The sequence below is a fragment of the Colwellia sp. genome, assembly GCF_013214175.1.
Taxonomy (GTDB): Bacteria; Pseudomonadota; Gammaproteobacteria; order Enterobacterales; family Alteromonadaceae; genus Colwellia.
On the sequence record NZ_JABSPA010000006.1, the window covers coordinates 147,378 to 167,871 of the forward strand.

Sequence of the window (20,494 nt, forward strand, 5' to 3'; positions counted from 1 at the left end):
ATTTAAGCTGTTTTTTTCACTATTTTCATATGTCTTGCAAATAGCACGTTTCTATTGACATAAACTAGCGCCATTGCCATCACAAACAACCAGATACTGATTGGTGTAAACAATTGACCTTTATTTACATTGGTAAGTTCTGCCTTTACTTGAACATATTCAGCGGTAGTAACCTCTGTGCTGCTATTAAGTACTTGAGCTGGGTAAACTGACTCTCCTACATGAAGAGTTTGATGTTCGCCTGCTGCGGTAAAATCATTTTTGACAAATTCATTAGATTTACTCATCGAGCCTAAGTCAATTTGTTCCGCTGATGTTGGCATTGCCATAAGTGCTACAACAATTAATGCACTTACTGATAAAAATGTATTGCCCATACCAGCCCTTTTGTTTGTTAGTTACTTACTATTTTTTAACATATGTTGCCAAACGGCGACATATAAAGATTTTCGCAGATTATATACTAAGCAAGTAGCCACGGATATCGCAATTATTACAGCTACTTATAACTTAAAAGTATATGCAAAACACCAGTTAACATTATATTTACATAAGTTACGGAATTAGTTGAGGTTATTTCTAATGAGCTGACCAAAAGAGTAATTATATTATCTTCCATACTGAGCTTTACATCACGTATGCAGGAAAGTTAATAACCTTTTGCTTGAGATTATGCCTAATGCAAAAGGCAATACACAACAATAAAAATACCCTGCCGAATACTTCACTCTTTCATCCTCGCTCACAGAGATACTCAATTAAGGTAAACTTTGTTAAACTGCAAAATTATTTCCCGCCATTTTGCTCGCAAAAACTTAACATAAAGAAGATTCAATGACTGATACAACCCCTGACACTACCGCTAACAGTTTTCCTCGCGCTGGCTTTAGACGACGCTTTGGCTCGTGGATTTATGATTTTCTACTTTCTTTCGCTGTATATATGGTCGCTGGAGCAGCTTCATTTTTATTGATATACCTAGGCTATTATTTTGGTCTGTATGGCATGCAAGGTGAACAACATTTTTCCGATACTATTGCCAATACTTACTGGTTAAAGTGGCCAAATGAATTATGGAAAATGGCTTGGGTGGTGTTTTTCTTTGTCTATTTCTGGACTAAAAATGGCCAAACGTTGGGCATGAGAGCATGGCGTTTACGCGTACAAAACCTTGATGGCTCACTGTTAAGTAAAACCACAGCCATTAAACGCTTAGTGCCGACGTTCTTAGGCTTAGGGAATGTTTTGGTTATTTTTGATAGAAAAAACAAATTGAGTTTACAAGATAGACTAACGAAAACTGAAGTAGTGGTATTATCGCTTGAAGCAAACAGAGGTCGTTTATAAGTGCTGTTTTCTGGGTAGACTAAGCCATTTTCATTAGTTAAGTCGAATTCAGGTTAGTTATTAGCTATCTAATTATGGAACGCTATTCCCTTGGTGAATAGCGTTCATTATTAAGCATTTATTTACTAAAGCTACTTTACTGCCAGTTCATTATCGGGCTATTAAAGTTTTACTTTATTTAAAATTTCTAAGCTTTCTTGCTAATAAAGTACCAAGCAGCACCAACAAAACACAAACTCGGCATCGTTGCCCCTAGTATTGGCGATAGTTGATATACCAAACTCATTGAGCCCAAGACTTCATTACTAATGAAGAATAGAATGCCGGTAAAGACGCCCATCATAATGCGTGCGCCCATAGAAACTGAGCGCAGAGGCCCAAAAATAAATGACAGTGCCACTAAAAGCATTACCGCAACCGTCAATGGTTGCATTATTTTTCGCCAAAAAGCGAGTTCATAACGACTGGTATCTTGCTCATTCGCTTCTAAATAATCCAGATAATCAATCAAACCACGTAAAGACAGTGACTCAGGTGTAACCGTTACTACCCCTAATTTTTTGGGTGTTAACGATGAGTTCCAAATTTTTTGACTGTGATTCTTCGTAATAATTTCGTTTTCAATTAACACAAACTCCTCAACATCCGAGAGCAACCAAGTATCACCTAGATAAATAGCACTTTTAGCCGTAAGCCAACTATCAATTCTTAATTGCTCATTAAAACCATAAATTTGAATGCTCTTTAACTTACCTTTATCTTGTACTTCGCCTATATTGACAAAGTAATCACCGTCTTTGGCCCAAACACCATTTTTAGCTGAGATTAAGCTGCCGCCAGAAATGGCTTGCGCTCGGATTTCACGTGCTTTAGCTTCACCACTTGGCGCTAACCACTCGCCAATAGCCATGCTGACAAAGATCAACAGTATTGCAGTTTTCATCACTGACTTAATGATATCTAATTTTGATAAGCCTGCGGCTTGCATAACCACTAACTCACTATTACTAGCGAGCATACCTATGCCAATTAAGCCGCCAATCAATGCCGACATTGGAAAGAATATTTCCACATCACGTGGTACAGCATAAAGTACATACAATGCGGCATGGGCTAGGTCATAGTTGCCTCGCCCAATAGCACGCATTTGCTCAACAAATTTGATGATACCACTGACACTTACAAATACAGCCAGGGTGATGAAAGTAGTAGAAGCAATAACGCGGCCAATATAGAGATCAAGAATTCGCATTAATTGCCCTTAACTTGTTCGACAAATTTAATAATGCCACTGACGCTAACAAATACCGCCAAATTGATAAAGGTAGTAGAAGCGCTAGTATGAGTAAAACGCCCAATATATAAATCAAGTATGCGCATTAATTACCCTTAACTTGTTCAATCAATTTAATCTCACCATTCATGCAGACACCTCTAAAGAGTGCCAAGGTAACAAAAGTAGTAGCAGCGCTATTATGAGTAGAACGACCAATATAAAGATCAAGTATGCGCATTAACTGTCCTTGCCTTGATTGTTTTTCTTATGCTTCTTACGTCTAAAGCTAGGGAATTTTGCTTTAATCAATCGGCCACTACTGCGCTCCTTCATTAACAGCATCATACCGATAAATAAGGCACTAAAATGTATAGGCCATAAGCCAATAACGCTAGGGATGGCATTTTTCTCTATGGCTGAGCGCATTGATGTTAACAATAATAAATAGCCTAAAAATAACATCAAGGCTGGTAACATTTTGCCAAACTTCCCCTGTCTAGGGTTGACCACACTTAAGGGCACGGCAATAAAGGTGAGGATAATACAAATCAACGGGAAAGCAATTCGCCATTGAATAGTGCCGCGATAAGCCGATTCTAACTCTGGGGAGGTATTGTTATATAACTCCAGCGTTGTTATCGCGCTTAATTTACGGTGTTTGTGTTCAACTTCTTGATCTTTGATCTGAATATAGTATTTGTCGAAGGCCACAGACTGGAATTCACCGCTATCAATATCTCTGTGGTAACGAATACCGTCACCTAATACTAGCTGTTGCGAGCCCAATTCATCTTCAAAAACTCGTCCAGTTTTTGCGTACACTAAACTTGAATGGATAATACTGGCGCCACTGTGCTCACCTTTGGGTAATTGCGCGACAAATACTTTATTAAAACTATTCGTTTCTCGGTCTTTATCATGAATAAAAACCACAGCATCTTGGTTGCCCGTTTGCTGAAAACGACCTGAAACTAAGGCACTTAAGCCAGAGTCGGCAGCAAGCTCTTCTTTTACCTGATATGTATATTCCGAGGCAAGCGGCGCAAGGTACAAAGTAAAAATCCCGGTAAAAATGGCGGTAATAACGGCCAACACTAAAGTAACTCGAACCACGTACCACTCACTGATACCACAAGCGTGCAGTACTGTCATTTCACTGTCCGCATAAATCCGACCATAAGCCAACAGTACCCCTAAAAATAAGCTAAGCGGTAGGATAAATCCGGCAAGGTCTGGTATTTTCAAGGCAATAAAAGTCATGACCAGTTGCCCAGGGATACTTCCTTCTGAAGCATCGCCGAGCACACGGACGAATTTTTGACTGATAAAAATAGTCATCAACACAAAAAATACTGCTATTTGTGTTTTGGCGACTTCTTTTAATAAATAACGAAAAATGATCACAAAAAGATCCTGTAAAAACTTAGTTTTTATCTGACATATTGGCAAATATTGAGTAAACTTGCCGTTTTCATAAGTAAACTATATAGTCAGTAACTAACGAATATTGATGAGTGCGGCTATAATTATAGCCCTTAGCAATATCACTTGAATAGACAAGAGTGCTATTTTTTACTTATTTTAGCAAATTAATTACCTTATAAAAATTGTAAAAGGAAAAGTCATGGAGTTTAGTGTAAAAAGCGGCAGTCCAGAAAAACAACGTAGCGCATGTATTGTAGTGGGTGTTTTTGAGCCACGCAGACTTAGCGGTACCGCCGAACAGCTTGATGAAATCAGTGAAGGCTACATTAGCAACCTTTTACGCAAAGGTGACTTAGAAGGTAAATCAGGACAGATGTTATTATTACATCATGTACCTAATATTTTAAGCGAACGTGTTTTACTCGTTGGCTGTGGTAAAGAGCGCGAGCTTGATGAACGTCAATATCGTCAAATCATTACCAAAACAATCAATACCCTTAATGAAACGGGCTCTATGGAAGCGGTATGCTTCTTATCAGAGTTACATGTTAAAGGGCGTGATATTTACTGGAAAGTACGCCAAGCAGTAGAAGCAGCACAAGATGCTTTATATAGCTTCGACAGTTTAAAAACGCGCATTGCCGAGCCACGTCGTCCATTACGTAAAGTTGTTTTTAATGTACCAACGCGCCGTGAACTGCCTATTGGTGAACGTGCCGTTGCTCATGCTTTAGCCATTGCTGAAGGTATTACTACCTGTAAAAATGTTGCTAATATGCCGCCAAACATTTGTAACCCTGCTTATCTTGCTGAACAAGCTAAGATTCTTGACAGTGATTATGAAAAGGTCACCACAACGATTGTTGGCGAAAAAGAAATGGAAGAGCTTGGTATGGGTTCATACCTTGCCGTAGGTCGAGGTTCGGTTAACGAATCATTAATGAGCATCATAAAATATGATGGTGCTGGTGATGATTCCAAGCCATTAGTATTAGTTGGTAAAGGTTTAACATTTGATAGTGGCGGCATTTCATTGAAACCAGGCTTAGGCATGGATGAAATGAAATATGATATGGGTGGCGCTGCCGGTGTTTTAGGTGCTATGCATGCACTAGCCGAGCTTAACTTATCTATCAATGTCATAGGTGTTTTAGCCGGTTGTGAAAACATGCCAAGCAGTAACGCTTATCGCCCGGGTGATATCTTAACAACTATGTCTGGTCAAACCGTTGAAGTATTAAATACTGATGCCGAAGGCCGTTTAGTGTTATGTGATGCACTTACCTATGTTGAACGCTTTAACCCTGAGGCAGTAATTGATGTGGCAACCTTAACGGGTGCTTGTGTAGTTGCCTTAGGCGCACACGCTACCGGCTTACTCAGTAGTCATAATCCGCTTGCCCATGAGCTTTTAAACGCTTCTGAGCAAAGTGGCGACAGAGCATGGCGCTTACCTTTATGGGATGATTATCAAGATCAACTTGAAAGCCCATTTGCTGATTTTACCAATTTAGGTGGCAAAGAAGCAGGAACTATTACTGCAGCTTGTTTCTTATCAAAATTCACTAAGAAGTATAACTGGGCACATCTAGATATTGCTGGTACAGCATGGCGCAGTGGCAAAAACAAAGGTGCTACCGGTCGTCCGGTAAGCATGTTAACGCAGTTCTTACTTAACCGTGCAGGTCAAGAGCAAGGCGAGTAAACCAGTCTTTGTAAAAGAAAAGTGTAAACTGAGATAGTAGGTTTACTCATTAAGTTTATGGCAGAAAGCATAAACCCTAGTAGCTCCGCTATTAGGGTTTAGTTATAAAATTAGGCGAATGAAATGCAAACCCAAGTAATGTTTTATCTACTTAAAGATGAGCTTAAAGTTGAAGGGACAGACGAGACAGAAAACGATACTCGTTCTGCTCTCTATCATGCTTGTTTGCAAGCCAGCTATTTTTATCGTCAGAAACAGCGAGTCTATATTTACACACAAGACCAGCAACATGCTGAACAAGTTGATGAAATGCTTTGGGCATTTGATAGCGATAGTTTTGTACCACACAATCTCGTCGGTGAAGGTCCTAAGCAAGGCGCAGCTGTTGAAATAGGTTTTCAAGCTCCACAAGGGCGCCGTCAAGTACTTATAAACTTGACCAGTACTGTGCCTAACTTTGCTAATCAATTTCAATTTATCGTTGATTTTGTACCTAGTGATGAAGCACTTAAACAACAAGCGAGAGAACGCTTTAAAACTTGCCGACAATGGGGTTTTCAAGTGGATAACCAAGCGGTACCCGTACCAGGTTCTGTATCAAAAGAAGCTAGTAATTAGCGATTCGCCTTGTACAAAAAGATAAGCTCAAAAGTAAGTGAAAAATAAAGAATACTATAAGCAATGAATTTTACTTTGTTGCACTTTTATTTTGTTGTGATTTTACTGCTAAATTTTTACTGCTGAACTAATGCAGAATAAGCAGTAATACAACAAAACTACGAACAACTATTAAACCTATTACCGGATAAAATGATGGAAAAAACCTTTAACCCTACCGACATTGAACAGTCCCTTTATACTAGCTGGGAAGAGCAAGGTTACTTTAGCCCAACAGGCGAAGGTGACAGTTACAGCATTGCTATTCCACCACCGAATGTTACTGGTAGCTTACATATGGGTCATGCTTTTCAGCAAACCATCATGGATACGCTTATTCGTTACCAACGCATGCAAGGTAAAAACACCTTATGGCAAACAGGTTGTGATCACGCTGGTATAGCGACACAAATGGTAGTTGAACGTAAGATTGCTGCTGAAGAAGATAAAACGCGCCATGATTATGGTCGTGAAGGTTTTATCGATAAAATCTGGGAATGGAAAGAAGAGTCTGGCGGCACTATAGGCAAACAAATGCGCCGTTTAGGCAACTCTATCGATTGGACTCGTGAACGCTTTACTATGGATGAAGGTATGTCTGAAGCAGTACAAGAAGTATTTGTGCGCTTATTTGAAGACGACTTAATCTACCGTGGTAAACGCTTAGTAAACTGGGATCCTAAATTCCATACCGCTATTTCAGATTTAGAAGTTGAAAACAAAGATAAAAAAGGCCACATGTGGCACTTGCGTTACCCGCTTGCTAATGGTGCAAAAACAGCCGATGGTCTTGATTATTTAGTGGTAGCGACCACTCGACCTGAAACTATGCTTGGCGACACGGGTGTTGCAGTAAACCCAGACGATCCTCGTTATAAAGACTTAATTGGTAAACAGATTTTATTACCGTTAGTAAATCGTTTAATCCCAATAGTTGGTGATGACCATGCCGATATGGACAAAGGCACGGGTTGTGTAAAAATCACCCCTGGACATGACTTTAATGATAATGAAGTTGGTAAACGTCACGCCTTGCCACAAATAAACATCTTAGATAAAGATGCCGCTATTTTAGCTAACGCTGAAGTTTATGATAGCAAAGGCGAAAAATCTGATGTTTACAGCACTGAATTGCCAAGCGAATTCGCCGGTATGGATCGTTTTGTTGCCCGTAAAGCTATCGTTGCTAAGTTTGACGAGTTAGGTTTATTGGTTGAAGTTAAAGACCATGATTTAGTTGCACCTTACGGTGATAGATCCGGCGTTATCATTGAGCCACTTCTTACTGACCAATGGTATGTACGTGTTGAAAAATTAGCAGGCCCTGCAGTTGAAGCCGTTAAAGACGGTCAAATTGAATTTGTACCTAAGCAATATGAAAATATGTATTTTTCTTGGATGAACAACATTCAAGATTGGTGTATTTCACGTCAACTATGGTGGGGACATAGAATCCCAGCTTGGTATGACGAAAGCGGTAAAGTGTATGTTGGTCGCACCGAAGCAGAAGTACGCGCAAACAATGACATTGCTGCTGAGATGAAATTAAGACAAGACGAGGATGTGCTTGATACTTGGTTCTCATCAGCTTTATGGACTTTCTCAACGCTAGGTTGGCCAAAAGAAACTGAAGATTTAAAAACCTTCCATCCTACCGATGTCTTGGTAACAGGTTTTGATATTATTTTCTTCTGGGTTGCCCGCATGATCATGATGACCATGCACTTTAACAAAGATAAAAATGGCAAAGCACAAATTCCTTTCAAAAAGATTTACATGACTGGCCTTATTCGTGACGAAAATGGCGATAAGATGAGTAAATCAAAAGGTAATGTGGTTGATCCATTAGATATGATTGACGGTATATCTCTTGAAGACTTATTGAAAAAACGTACCGGCAATATGATGCAGCCAAAACTTGCCAAGAAAATTGAAAAACTGACCAAAAAAGAATATCCGAACGGTATTGAAGCACACGGTACTGATGCGCTACGTTTCACCTTAACCTCAGTTGCGACTACCGGCCGTGATATTAGCTGGGACATGAAACGTCTTGAAGGTTACCGTAACTTCACCAATAAATTATGGAATGCTAGTCGTTATGTAATGATGAATACCGAGGAGTTCGATTGTGGTCAAGCTTCAGAAAACGGCGCACCTGGCGAAATGGAATTATCTCTTGCTGATCGTTGGATCATAGGCCAGTTCGAACAAACAGTAAAAACGGTTCACGAAGCCTTTGATACTTATCGTTTTGATCTTGCCTCACAAGCTTTGTATGAATTTACCTGGAACCAATTTTGTGATTGGTACTTAGAGCTTACTAAACCGGTATTATTCAAAGGTAATGAAGCACAACAACGCGGTACTCGCCATACCTTAGTGAACATACTAGAAAGCTTATTGCGCTTAATGCACCCAATTATGCCATTTATCACCGAAACTATTTGGCAACGTGTACAGCCATTAAGTGATTTTGACAAAGTTGGTGATTCAATCATGATTCAAGCTTTCCCTCAATTTGATGAGAGCAAATGTGATCAACAAGCGATTGACGACTTAGAGTGGGTAAAACAATTTATAGTTGCTATTCGAAATATCCGTGGCGAAATGGATATATCACCAAGCAAGGCAATTCCAGTATTACTTAAAAACGTTAGCGAAAATGACCAACGTCGTTTAAGCGACAATGAGCAATTCCTATTAACGCTCGCTAAATTAGAAAGTATTACCGTACTCGCTGATAACGAACAAGGTCCTGCCTCAGCATCCGCTGTTGTCGGTGATTTATCAGTACTTATCCCAATGGCAGGCTTAATCGATAAAGAAGCTGAATTGGCCCGTTTAGATAAAGCGATGGATAAGCTTGAAAAAGATGCGGCAAGAACCCGTGGTAAACTGGCTAATGCTAATTTTGTCGATAAAGCTCCTGCAGCTGTTATCGAAAAAGAAAAAGCTAAATTGGCCGAGGCTGAATCTGCATTAGCAAAAATGCTGGAGCAAAAAGAACAAATAGCTGCGCTATAGTTCACAACACTGCTCAAGTTTAAAAAAGTGACAACTGGTCTAACTAGTTGTCACTTTTTTATTTAACTCTCAGCTAATATGTCTTATCACTACACTTCCACTAGCTTTGATAGCTAGTCTCATATAAAACGCAGAAATGTTGAACTAATCTAATTTTTTATAAAGCATATTAAAAATAACTATGCTAGACTGCTTTTGCGTTGAGTTCTTGCGTTGCAGATGAAGGTTTATACTGACTTTTGTTGTAGGTTTTCTATCTTATACACTTTAGTGTATTGATATACTTGATTATTCTACACAGACAGATTTTAAACAATGCAAACTGTTGTTTGAAGCATTATTTGTGTCGAATATGGTTTGTTCCTTCCTCTTCCTGTACTTTTTGGTAGAGGGCATTTACTCGGGTGAAAACGGTTTCTATCCATTCTGGAATAGAGCCACATTATTATTTTATGACTACGGGAAAATGTTAGTATGTCTGATACAGTTACTGGTAAAGTTAAATTTTTCAACGAAACTAAAGGTTTCGGTTTTATAGAGCAAGAAAATGGTCCTGACGTGTTTGTTCACTTCAGCGCTATCTCTGGAGACGGTTTCCGTACTCTAGCTGACGGTCAAGCAGTTACTTTTACTGTTAAACAAGGTCAAAAAGGCCCTGAAGCAGAAAACGTACTAGCTGTATAAGTTTAACTTATAAGCTAAGCTAAAAAAACGAAGCATGAGTTTTACTCGTTCTTCGTTTTTTTGTACCTGTTACTTTATTTCTGCCCTACCTTTTCGATTTAAACGCTGCTTTATTACCTTTGCAACGTTAGCTCGTTAGAGCTTAGCTTCCATAGTTATTCTATAAAACTCTACTGCCTTGACACTCAATAGACCTACAGCCAAAGACTCCTTAATAGCTTCTACTTAAACTTATAACGTCCTTTTATTAATAACTCCAAAGTCCAGATCAAACCTGTTAAACAAAACAGCAAGGTTAATAAGGCAAAAAAGATGATCTGCCAATTATTAAAACCGCCAACAGCGTCTTGCCCAAACAAAGCGTAATCCATAAAGTGCAGCATAAAAAAGAAATCAACAAAACGTTTGTCTTCATTACTGTGCCCGACTAATCGACCAGAGCTGGCATTAATATAAACACTGGTATTTAGCTCATCGGAAAAATTAACTTGCCACAAGCTATTCTGCTCTTTTAAAAAGTCTTCAATGGGTGGTTCAACAGCTAATACTGTACTTACCTTAGCCGTTCCGTTGTAGCTCGCTCGAGCAAGCGCTGATGCCACCGTCTTATCAATTTCAAGTGTGACTCCGGTATATGCATCAACTAAGCTAAAGTCGCTGTCAAAATGCTTATATAAGCCTTTATCATGGGTTAATAGGTAATACGGCTGACCAAGTCGCTGAACTAAGGTGATTTCGCTCGCAGGTAGGTGAGTGGCTTTTAACACCGCTTGAGGGTCAAGCAAGCGAATATGTTCAATATCTTGCTTAACCACTGCTTGTCTATAATGATTGCCACTCGCTTTGTCATGATCCATCCAGTTAAAAAATATGCCGGTGCCAAGCCAAATAAATAACTGAATAAAGACCAGTAACGATAACCATTTATGAAGAGACTTGATTGTTGATAACTTAAAGAGTTTCGAGCTCTTTTTATTAGGTTTTTTCATTAACTGCCCCTAACTTTGCTTTGGAGGTTTGCTTTGGATCGGATTGACTTAGCTTAACTCTACGAGGCTTTCTTTTTCTACGCTTATTCTGCGCAGGCGCTAGACGATAGTAGGTCAGTACTAGGCCAAATATACTGGCAATAAAAGCGACTATAGAAACAATTCGAAGTAGTTTATTGTCCGGTGATTCATCAACATAATCCATAACATGAAAAGCAAACATCCAGTCAAATATTCGCCAGAAGCTATGTCGCTTGGTCACCAGCTGAGCTGAGTTAGCACTAATATAAAAACTTGGACTGACAAAGTCATCAAATTCAACGCGCCACACCGGTAAATGACGAGCACTTAACTCCCGTGGTGGGTTTTCGGTGATCAGTTTAACAGTCGTTATCACGGCAACTTTATTGGCGTAATTTTGTTTAGCAATTTCAGTCGCTAAGTGTTCATTTATCGGCGAGAGTTGCTGACCATCTTTGGCAGAAATTGTTACTAGCTTTTTATTGATGTTAAAACGGTAAACAGCTTGCTTTAACATTAAACCAAGCTTAATTTTACTTGCCTGAGGATGTTCTGCTAATAGCTGCTTAAAACTATAACTAACTAGCTCAGGCGCTATGGTTTTCTTTTGCTCTACAACTAACGAGTCTCCATGAATATAATCAATATCCATTAGTACCATATAGGTGCCAGAAACAGACCAGACAACAAACTGTAAGCCAATGAATAACATTAACCATTTATGATATTTTCGACTATTTCGATGTAATGGCATTAGAGTCCTAAATTTCGGTTAAGGCTTGTACTAACATGGCTTCTATTTGCGCAATGATTGCTTGATTGGTATTTTCATCAAAACCACTAATACGCGGGGTATGAATATGACCTGTGGGAATGGTTGAGCCGAGCTTGTTGCGCAGCACAATACTTCGATAAGAAATTTCATTGGAGAGATAGCCACCACCGCCGCCTTGCACAGATATTTTATCGCTAAGCTCTGCTAGGTTGTTAGCGGTAATATCTTCTGCTTTACCTGATTCAGCCTTTCCAGATACGAGTATAGTCACGCCGCGGTTATCATTAATTTTATACTTACCTTTAGCTTTCATCATCGCCTGATAAGGCAGAGTAAACAGTACAAATTCATCACCTAGCAACGGCGATTTAAGTAAGCTAGGTACTAGTGGATTGGTTTTATTCGCGCCAGTATACACATTGACATTATCTGGCGCAGTAGAGCTTCGTCTCAAACCTGGAAAGTGCTCTAAATCGAAATCACTGCGCCCCATTGAGATGGTAGTAATCAAATCGACACTATTGAGAGCATAAAAAGGCGCCAGTAAACTTTCTATTTCACCTTGATCAAAGTCTTCATAACGTACAGGCACCATAGCAGTATTGATTTCTGCGGTGATTGTTGTTTTTACTCCTGCGATTATGCCTTGGTATTTAATAACTTTGCCATCAAGTAACAAAGCCGCCAAACCCGATGGATTAGATTGCTTTAAGTTTCGGTCAAGCAGAAAGGGATCAAAACCCGTTAAAAATATGCGTTTATCAGCCTGTTTTACATAACCCATATCACTATAACCGCGAGAGCTCTTTTCAAAGCTTTCTAGCAAACTTTCCAGTTCAGCTTGAGTAAAGTTATTTTTCAGAGATTTAACGTAAGAATGAATGGATAACCTGGTCCAGTATAAAGGTCTATCATCTACTAATTTTCCATTTTGTGCTTGCTGCTTACTATATTGCCAAAGCTCATCACCAAGTTGATTCATGGCACGATGTGCAATTGAAAAATCACTTAGTTTTACCCAGCTACTTTTGAAAAAAGACCAATCAAAGTAATCATTGAGCATAGGCATTGCTTGCTGTGCTTTTTCTACTCGTAACTCTTCAATGGTAAGTTCATTGTTAGCACTTTGCATAGAGCTTGTAGCACTAGTTATAAAGCTTGTTGTCGTTGCAATAATAAACGCAGTGAATGGCGGGAAAGATAACTTCATGATGAACCTTTTATAATATCTATTTAGACCATAATGCCATGAACAATATTGAAATAAACTTGTTATCTGATATTAAAAGTAACACATAACAAAAATGGCGCTATATGTTGTAAACATATAGCGCCATTTAATAAGCTATTGAGTGTGATTAACTAATCTGCAATGCTCTAGTCAGCAATATATTCAACTACTTCCAAGCCAAAGCCAGACAGTGAGTGATACTTGGTTTGTGAACTTAATAAACGCATTTTACTTACGCCTAAGTTAGCCAGTATTTGTGAGCCGACACCAACGTTACGTGAGCCAACATGACGGCTAATTTCTTTAACCACTTCACCGCCATCAATTTTGGCATATTTTTCAACTAAGTTAATCAACTCAGTTGGAGATTCATGCTTGCCGAGTAATACTAAAACGCCGCCTTCTTTAGCAATTTTTTCTAAGGCACTTGCCATAGGCCAAGTCGCCACACTCTCACGCTGACTGAATAACAAGTCACGGAAAGTATTTTCTAGATGAACACGAACAAGCGTAGGTTCGTCAGCTTTAATTTCACCTTTAGTTAAGGCAAAGTGTGCTTGACCATCGATAGTGTCTTTAAACACGGTTAAATCAAACTCACCAAAAGCAGTGGGTAATTTACATTGAGAAACACGCTCAATAGTGGTTTCAGTCGCATTTCTAAATTCGATTAAATCGGCAATAGTGCCCATTTTAATATCATGCTTTTGCGCGATAACCTCTAAATCAGGTCGACGCGCCATGGTGCCGTCTTCATTTAAAATTTCAACAATAACAGCAGCTGGCTCAAAACCCGCCATGCGGGCTAAATCAACACCCGCTTCAGTATGACCGGCACGATTTAACACGCCGCCATCTTTAGCAATTAAAGGAAAAATATGACCAGGCTGGACGATATCTAGATGTGTTGAACCTTTATGAGCAGCAGCAAGTACCGTAGTAGCACGATCCGCAGCAGAAATACCTGTTGTTACACCAGTAGCAGCTTCAATTGACACGGTAAAATTAGTACTAAATTGCGCGTCATTTTTATCTACCATCAAAGGTATTTTTAATATTTCACATTTTTCACGACTCATTGGCATACAAATTAAGCCTCGACCATGAGTTGCCATAAAGTTAATTGCAGCTGGGGTTACGGCTTCAGCAGCCATAATGAAGTCGCCTTCATTTTCCCTGTCTTCATCATCCATTAAAATAACCATCTTACCTAAGGCGATGTCTGCGATGATTTCTTGTGGGGTATTTAAATTCATTTCGGCCTCTTTGATGGCTAGCTATTTTGTTAGCGCCATTTTAACTGTGCATATTTGTTATATTTTAATGAGTTCATAATTTATATACAGCCATCATTTACTTATTTTGACTATAACTAACGTTAATTATGTACTGAGCTTAATTCTTTACTTAACTCTTTATTTTACCGTAAAATCTGGCTACTTGATAAAGCCCGCTTTCAATAACATAGCTTCACTAATGTTCGACTTTGGTGTTTGCTCATTTGGTTCGCTTTTAGTCAGTAAACGTTCAAGGTAGCGAGCAATTAAATCCACTTCAATGTTAACCTTAGTGCCTATTTGATAGTCGGCAAAGATAGTTTCTTTTACTGTGTGCGGCACTATTGTTAGTCGAAACTTACCTTTAGTGCCATTTTCAGCAAGGGCATTTACCGTTAAGCTGGTACCATCAATGGTGACTGAGCCTTTTTCAGCAATATAATGTGCTAAATCGCTTGGCATACTAAGCCAGTATTCAATACTGTTACCATTGTTATTAATGGCTAATACTTCACTTACACCATCAACATGACCTGAAACCATATGACCACCAAAACGTGTACTTGCTAGCATAGCTTTTTCTAGGTTTACTTTACTACCTACCTTATAACTAGCAAAGCCAGTGCGCTGTAAGGTTTCATTAGATACATCGGCGCTATAACTGCCATTGCCTTTGCCGCTATTAAAATCAACGACGGTAAGACAAATACCGTTAGTAGCAATGGAGTCACCCAGTTTAACATCACTCATGTCCAAGCCATTAGTAGCAATAACTAAACGAGCACCTTGGGCATTAACATTGATGGCCTTGATAGCACCAACCGCTTCGATAATTCCTGTGAACATAGACTTCTCTATTTAATTTTTTGTTTGTTGGTTTGGTATTAGTTGGCTGGTGATGCGAATATCACCACCGACCATACGAATGTCACTAATGGTTAATGCCTTAGCTTGACTTAATTTGGCTATTGTCGGCATTGCCACTAAACTTTTACCATCGCTACCCATTAACTTAGGTGCTTGATAAAGAATAAGTTCGTTAACTAAGTCTTGCTCAATAAAGGCACCACTTAACTGTGCGCCTGACTCAATTAAAATATCATTGAGCCCTCGCTTTGCTAACAATGTTAACAAAGCCGGCAAGTCTATTTTTAAGTTACCTTGTGCATTTTTTACCATAGGCAATTGCACATGTTCTACGAAATGAGGCCATTTTGGTAAGTTTTCAAGATTTACTTCAAGTTTATTTTCAACTTTGTCATTAACTATGCCATTTGATACACCATGAATGATTAAAATTGGTGATTCATATTCGAATAAAGCGAGGTTTGGCGTTAATCTATTTTGACTATCAATAACAACACGTACTGGCTGACGGAGCGTATCTTCTGCATAGCTATTTTTTAATTCACCTAATTCAGACCAACGTACCGTCATTTTCGCATTATCGAATATGATGGAATCAGCACCCGAAATAATCGCACAACTTTGTGCTCTTAAACGTTGTACATCTTGGCGTGCTTCAGTTGAGGTTATCCATTTACTTTCACCACTGGCCATGGCAGTTTTGCCATCTAGACTAGCGGCCAATTTACAACGTACATAAGGAAGCTTATTTTCTCTCTGATGAATGAAACCGACGTTAAGTGCTCTTGCACTTTGCTCTAACAAACCGGATTTCGTCTTGATACCGGCTTGCTTTAGCATAGCTAAACCATTACCTGAAACACGAGAGTCAGGGTCAACCATAGCGGCAATAACATGACTAATGCCAGCATCGATCAAAGCTTGTGCACACGGCGGTGTTCGACCAAAGTGGCTACAAGGCTCTAACGTTACATACGCGGTAGCGCCCTTGATTAAAAAAGCATGATTTATCTTTGCATCAATTAAAGCCTTAACTTCAGCATGACCCTGTCCTGCTATTTGGTGATAGCCAGCACCAATAATTTTGCCAACGCCATTATGATAACTAACGAGAACACAACCCACTCTCGGATTAGGTGAAGTGGTAAAGTGGCCCTTTTTAGCTAATTCAATAGCCTGAGCCATGAAATGCTTGTCTTGGTCGGTAAAGTCTTGCTCAGTAGACCTTTGTTCCGGAGAAACTCGCTTGTTATTCGCCACATTAGCTTTCATATTATTTTACGGCTTTCACTTGTTTAGTTTTTTTTGTCTTACCGTTTTTTTCTTTACCTAAGCGCATTATCTCATCTGCAAACTCACTGATATCTTCAAATGATAAATACACGGAAGCAAAACGTAAATAAGCGACTTTATCTAATTCTTTTAATTGTGCCATGATCAAGTCACCGAGCATTTCACTAGTGATTTCTCGCTCGCCAGTAGCACGCATTTGTGATTTTAACTTATTAACAGCTAGCTCTATTTGTTCCATGCTAACCGGGCGTTTTTCTAGGGCGCGGGATAAACCACTACGCATCTTATCTTCGTTAAAGGGCTCTCTGCTACCATCACGTTTAATAATACGTGGCATAACCAACTCAGCATTTTCAAAGGTGGTATAACGCTCATGACAAGCTAAGCATTCACGGCGACGACGTACTTGATGACCGCCAGAAACTAAACGTGAATCTATGACTTTAGTGTCATTAGCTGAACAAAATGGACAATACATGGATTACCTTCGAAATTTAAAGCTAAAAGATATAAGCGGTAAGTTAGTGAACAAAAAACGAAAAATGGCCGCTCAAGGCGACCATTTTAATATAAAACAAGTGATTAAGCTAAATAAACTGAGTACTCGTAAATACTGCCGAGAAAAGACTTCGGCAATGACGTTCATTAACTACTAGCTTACTTTACCAGACACTCGTTATAGCAAGTCAGTAATAGCTTTAAGCTGTAAGGCTCAATTTAAAGGAAAAAGCACGGAGTTGACGTTAGTCAATGAGTACTTTTGACGCCTAAATTTTTTCTTACAGCAACAAGTTATGCTGACTTAAGTACTATCTGATTACTTTTGGTAAACCGGGAAACGGCTACATAACTCTTTAACTTGACCTTGAACACGCGTAATAACGTCTTCATTATTAATGTCATCAAGAATGTCACAAATCCAGCCAGTTAACGCTTTAGTTTCTTCTACAGCAAAACCACGACGAGTGATCGCTGGTGTACCTAAACGTAGACCAGAAGTAACAAACGGAGAACGTGGATCGTTTGGTACTGAGTTTTTATTTACTGTAATGTTTGCTTTACCTAAAGCAGCATCGGCATCTTTACCGGTGATATCTTTATCGATTAAATCAAGAAGTAATAAATGGTTTTCAGTACCGTTAGAAACAACTTTGTAACCACGTTCTTGTAATACCGCTACCATAGCTTTAGCGTTATCTAAAACACCTTGCTGGTAAACTTTAAACTCAGGCTGTAATGCTTCTTTAAATGCTACTGCTTTAGCTGCAATGATGTGCATTAATGGGCCACCTTGGCCACCAGGAAATACAGCGCTGTTAAGCTTTTTGTAAATAGCTTCGTCATCACAAGCTGAAACAATTAAACCGCCACGTGGGCCAGCTAATGTTTTATGGGTAGTAGTAGTTACTACATGTGCGTGTGGCAATGGGCTTGGGTAAAGACCTGCAGCGATAAGACCTGCAACGTGAGCCATATCAACGAAGAAGATAGCATCAATTTTATCAGCAATCTTACGCATACGTGCCCAGTCAACAACACCTGAGAATGCTGAGAAGCCACCGATAATCATTTCTGGTTTGTGTTCTAAAGCTAAACGCTCTAATTCTTCGTAATCAATGTCGCCAGTTTCTGGGTGTAAACCGTATTGAAAAGCTTCATATGATTTACCAGAAAAGCTTACATGTGAACCATGAGTTAAGTGACCGCCATGAGCCAAGCTCATACCTAACACTTTACCGCCTGGTGAAACTAAAGCTTGGAAAACTGCTGCGTTAGCTTGTGAACCAGCATGTGGTTGCACGTTAGCGTAGGTAGCACCAAATAATTCTTTAGCGCGGTCAATGGCTAATTGCTCAGCAACATCAACATATTCACAACCACCATAATAACGTTTGCCAGGGTAACCTTCAGCATATTTATTGGTAAGTTGAGAACCCTGTGCTTCAAGAACACGTGGGCTACAGTAGTTTTCAGAAGCGATTAACTCAATGTGCTCTTCTTGACGAACAACTTCATTGCTTATTGCTTGAGCAAGTTCTGGATCAAATTCAGCAATATTCATATCACGAGTAAACATGGTTTATTCCTTAAGTATTTCAGCCCAAGGCTGCAAACGATGCTCTAATAACCTCTACAAAAAGTTGATTAGAACACACAAAAATTAATGGCGGTATTTTGCCTGATTTTTATGACTATGTACACGGCAAAACGCCTTTGCTTTAGTGCATTTAGCACTGCTTTATAGCGTAATGGGTTAAGCATTCTCGCTTAGTATTTAATTAAATTTCGCATACAAGCAAGTGAACAAACTATAACTAATAAAAAACCAAGTTACAACGAATATAATACAGGAAACAAATGAATTACCCGAACAATTAACAACAGAATAAAGTAATGTGCAAATATTTCAACAATGACATGAAGAATATTACACTGTTGAAATAAAAGCGGCACTACCGAATATTACTCAGTAGTGCCGTTTTATGTCTTAACGTTATTTGCTATTTCACCGGCTATTTTAACCCTACTTTATAAATTGCTATATAGCGTCAAATTGTGATAATTCTTTATCACGTTTTTTGTGGAACCAGTGGGTAATTAACCACATAGTTAAAATAAAAATATTGATAAAGATAAAAGGTGGCCAAGGTGACTTCTCTGATTCTGCCATCATGGCATAAATATACCAATTGACGGCAGGCAGCAGAAACCAACACGACAGTTTAATTAATTTTATATATTTAATTGAAGATTCAATCCCTGAAACTGCATTAGCAACGGCTTTATCAGGACTATCACAGCAATGCTGCCATATACGTAAACGTATTTTAATTTCATAATAAACAAATATTACCGAGCCTAGGCTGCCAAAAGTAAGATAAGCAATGGTAGCAGTGCCCCAATCGCCTTGATACAAGCCGATTAATAGCGCAATGATAAGAGCAACTGTAGCGATTACATCAATAGCTAATAAAGATTTAGCAAGTAAGGTACGCTTTTTAGTTTGCTTTAATAGCGCTTGAATATCTGTTTTTTCATAGGGCTGACTTTGCCAATCTTGGCTAAGTGCCAGCCACTGTTCATCAAGTGGTTGCTCATCTGTTGGTGGATGTTCTGGCTCGGTGTTTTTTTGAGGTAATGAAAGTACATCAATCGATTTTGTTTTAACAATAATACTATGTTCGGCGTCTAGTTTATTGGGCTCTACCGACGATGTATCTTCATTGTCCAATATTGATTTATCCATTTACTGATCCCTCCAACAACTGTGCTAATGATGTTTTAGCGCGTTGTAATCTCACACCAACTAAATTGGTCGTTATAACTAAAATATCTGCTATTTCTTGATAGCTCATCCCCTCTAATGCTAGTGTGATCACTTGTTGCTGTTCAAGCTTTAACTGACGAATAGCATCGGCTAATCTTTGCTGTCGCTGGCTCTGATTGAGTGATTGATAGGGCGTAGGTTGATGTTGATCTTTTTCTGCCTCCATACTCATGGTACTCAAGTCTTGATCTGCTTTAATCGTTTTCACCGCTTTGGCCACATGAGTCGCTAATACATTATGAGCAATACGCGCGACAAAGGTTTTCACCGCCGAGTCTTGACGAAACTTGGGCAAAGCACGCCAAATATTTAAAGCGATCTCTTGAAACAGTTCATCCTGAATAGCAACTTTTGCCTCAAAACCGGTAATGATATGACGCAGCAGTTTTTCGTGCTCCCTCATCCACTGGGTGAATAGTGCTTGGTGATCGACAAAGTAATGATGATCCAATTCGCTTTCCTGGCAGTCAATTTCCTTAGTCGTAGCAAAGGCTAATTGTGCTTTTGATAATATTAATTTACCAGAATTTAACATAATACTTGCTTATGGATCATCATTTAATCATCACTGCCATCATAATTCACGTCAACA

At 39.1% G+C, this 20,494-nt stretch carries 20 protein-coding genes; 5 read left to right on the forward strand and 15 right to left on the reverse strand.

Going from position 1 to position 20,494, the window contains the following annotated elements; translation table 11 throughout:
• Positions 1–2: 2 nt before the first annotated feature.
• Positions 3–377, reverse strand: coding sequence for a hypothetical protein (locus HRT55_RS14960; RefSeq protein WP_291622542.1), 375 nt, complete (start codon positions 375–377; stop codon positions 3–5).
• 457 nt (positions 378–834) lie between these two features.
• Between HRT55_RS14960 and HRT55_RS14965 the strand changes: the two genes are divergently transcribed.
• Positions 835–1,347 carry an RDD family protein gene (locus HRT55_RS14965; protein ID WP_291622544.1) on the forward strand — a complete coding sequence of 171 codons (513 nt, stop codon included), beginning with the start codon at positions 835–837 and terminating at the stop codon, positions 1,345–1,347.
• Between the two features lie 187 nt (positions 1,348–1,534).
• Here the strand turns inward: HRT55_RS14965 and lptG are convergent, their stop codons facing one another.
• Genes lptG through lptF form a run of 4 tightly spaced genes read right to left on the reverse strand, consistent with a single transcriptional unit; the run spans position 1,535 to position 4,027 of the window.
• On the reverse strand, positions 1,535–2,599 hold the full coding sequence (lptG, locus tag HRT55_RS14970) for an LPS export ABC transporter permease LptG (RefSeq protein ID WP_291622546.1): 1,065 nt from the start codon (positions 2,597–2,599) through the stop codon (positions 1,535–1,537).
• Positions 2,599–2,727, reverse strand: coding sequence for a hypothetical protein (locus tag HRT55_RS14975; RefSeq protein WP_291622548.1), 129 nt, complete (start codon positions 2,725–2,727; stop codon positions 2,599–2,601). Before HRT55_RS14975 ends, lptG begins: the two co-directional genes overlap by 1 nt.
• On the reverse strand, positions 2,727–2,861 hold the full coding sequence (locus HRT55_RS14980) for a hypothetical protein (protein ID WP_291622550.1): 135 nt from the start codon (positions 2,859–2,861) through the stop codon (positions 2,727–2,729). The genes HRT55_RS14975 and HRT55_RS14980 overlap by 1 nt, the downstream gene beginning before the upstream one ends.
• A complete protein-coding gene (lptF, locus tag HRT55_RS14985) occupies positions 2,861–4,027 on the reverse strand; it encodes an LPS export ABC transporter permease LptF (RefSeq protein ID WP_291622552.1) in 1,167 nt (388 codons plus the stop codon). The genes HRT55_RS14980 and lptF overlap by 1 nt, the downstream gene beginning before the upstream one ends.
• A gap of 220 nt (positions 4,028–4,247) precedes the next feature.
• On the opposite strand from lptF, the gene pepA reads away from it, so the two are divergent.
• The 4 genes from pepA (at position 4,248) to HRT55_RS15005 (ending at position 10,121) form a co-directional block, all read left to right on the forward strand.
• Positions 4,248–5,753, forward strand: coding sequence for a leucyl aminopeptidase (gene pepA, locus HRT55_RS14990; protein WP_291622554.1), 1,506 nt, complete (start codon positions 4,248–4,250; stop codon positions 5,751–5,753).
• Positions 5,754–5,876: 123 nt separating this feature from the next.
• Positions 5,877–6,371, forward strand: a complete 495-nt coding sequence (locus HRT55_RS14995; RefSeq protein ID WP_291622556.1) for a DNA polymerase III subunit chi — start codon at positions 5,877–5,879, stop codon at positions 6,369–6,371.
• 195 nt (positions 6,372–6,566) lie between these two features.
• Positions 6,567–9,437 carry a valine--tRNA ligase gene (locus tag HRT55_RS15000; protein ID WP_291622770.1) on the forward strand — a complete coding sequence of 957 codons (2,871 nt, stop codon included), beginning with the start codon at positions 6,567–6,569 and terminating at the stop codon, positions 9,435–9,437.
• Positions 9,438–9,911: 474 nt separating this feature from the next.
• Positions 9,912–10,121, forward strand: coding sequence for a cold-shock protein (locus tag HRT55_RS15005; RefSeq protein ID WP_011041587.1), 210 nt, complete (start codon positions 9,912–9,914; stop codon positions 10,119–10,121).
• A gap of 221 nt (positions 10,122–10,342) precedes the next feature.
• Here HRT55_RS15005 and HRT55_RS15010 read toward each other — a convergent pair whose 3' ends face one another.
• From HRT55_RS15010 to HRT55_RS15055, 10 genes are all read right to left on the reverse strand, one after another.
• Positions 10,343–11,110: a PepSY domain-containing protein gene (locus HRT55_RS15010; protein ID WP_291622558.1), complete on the reverse strand. Its 768-nt coding sequence runs from the start codon at positions 11,108–11,110 to the stop codon at positions 10,343–10,345.
• On the reverse strand, positions 11,097–11,885 hold the full coding sequence (locus HRT55_RS15015; protein ID WP_291622560.1) for a PepSY domain-containing protein: 789 nt from the start codon (positions 11,883–11,885) through the stop codon (positions 11,097–11,099). The genes HRT55_RS15010 and HRT55_RS15015 overlap by 14 nt, the downstream gene beginning before the upstream one ends.
• 7 nt (positions 11,886–11,892) lie before the next feature.
• A complete protein-coding gene (locus tag HRT55_RS15020) occupies positions 11,893–13,038 on the reverse strand; it encodes a hypothetical protein (protein ID WP_291622772.1) in 1,146 nt (381 codons plus the stop codon).
• A 245-nt stretch (positions 13,039–13,283) separates the two neighbouring features.
• Positions 13,284–14,393, reverse strand: a complete 1,110-nt coding sequence (gene ribB, locus HRT55_RS15025) for a 3,4-dihydroxy-2-butanone-4-phosphate synthase (protein WP_291622562.1) — start codon at positions 14,391–14,393, stop codon at positions 13,284–13,286.
• A 180-nt stretch (positions 14,394–14,573) separates the two neighbouring features.
• Positions 14,574–15,260: a riboflavin synthase gene (locus HRT55_RS15030; RefSeq protein WP_291622565.1), complete on the reverse strand. Its 687-nt coding sequence runs from the start codon at positions 15,258–15,260 to the stop codon at positions 14,574–14,576.
• A gap of 12 nt (positions 15,261–15,272) precedes the next feature.
• On the reverse strand, positions 15,273–16,553 hold the full coding sequence (ribD, locus tag HRT55_RS15035) for a bifunctional diaminohydroxyphosphoribosylaminopyrimidine deaminase/5-amino-6-(5-phosphoribosylamino)uracil reductase RibD (RefSeq protein WP_291622567.1): 1,281 nt from the start codon (positions 16,551–16,553) through the stop codon (positions 15,273–15,275).
• Between the two features lies 1 nt (position 16,554).
• Positions 16,555–17,052, reverse strand: coding sequence for a transcriptional regulator NrdR (nrdR, locus tag HRT55_RS15040; RefSeq protein WP_291622569.1), 498 nt, complete (start codon positions 17,050–17,052; stop codon positions 16,555–16,557).
• A 339-nt stretch (positions 17,053–17,391) separates the two neighbouring features.
• A complete protein-coding gene (gene glyA, locus HRT55_RS15045; protein ID WP_291622571.1) occupies positions 17,392–18,651 on the reverse strand; it encodes a serine hydroxymethyltransferase in 1,260 nt (419 codons plus the stop codon).
• A gap of 462 nt (positions 18,652–19,113) precedes the next feature.
• Positions 19,114–19,821, reverse strand: a complete 708-nt coding sequence (locus tag HRT55_RS15050) for a hypothetical protein (protein WP_291622573.1) — start codon at positions 19,819–19,821, stop codon at positions 19,114–19,116.
• Positions 19,814–20,437, reverse strand: a complete 624-nt coding sequence (locus HRT55_RS15055) for a sigma-70 family RNA polymerase sigma factor (RefSeq protein ID WP_291622575.1) — start codon at positions 20,435–20,437, stop codon at positions 19,814–19,816. The genes HRT55_RS15050 and HRT55_RS15055 overlap by 8 nt, the downstream gene beginning before the upstream one ends.
• Between the last annotated feature and the right edge of the window lie 57 nt (positions 20,438–20,494).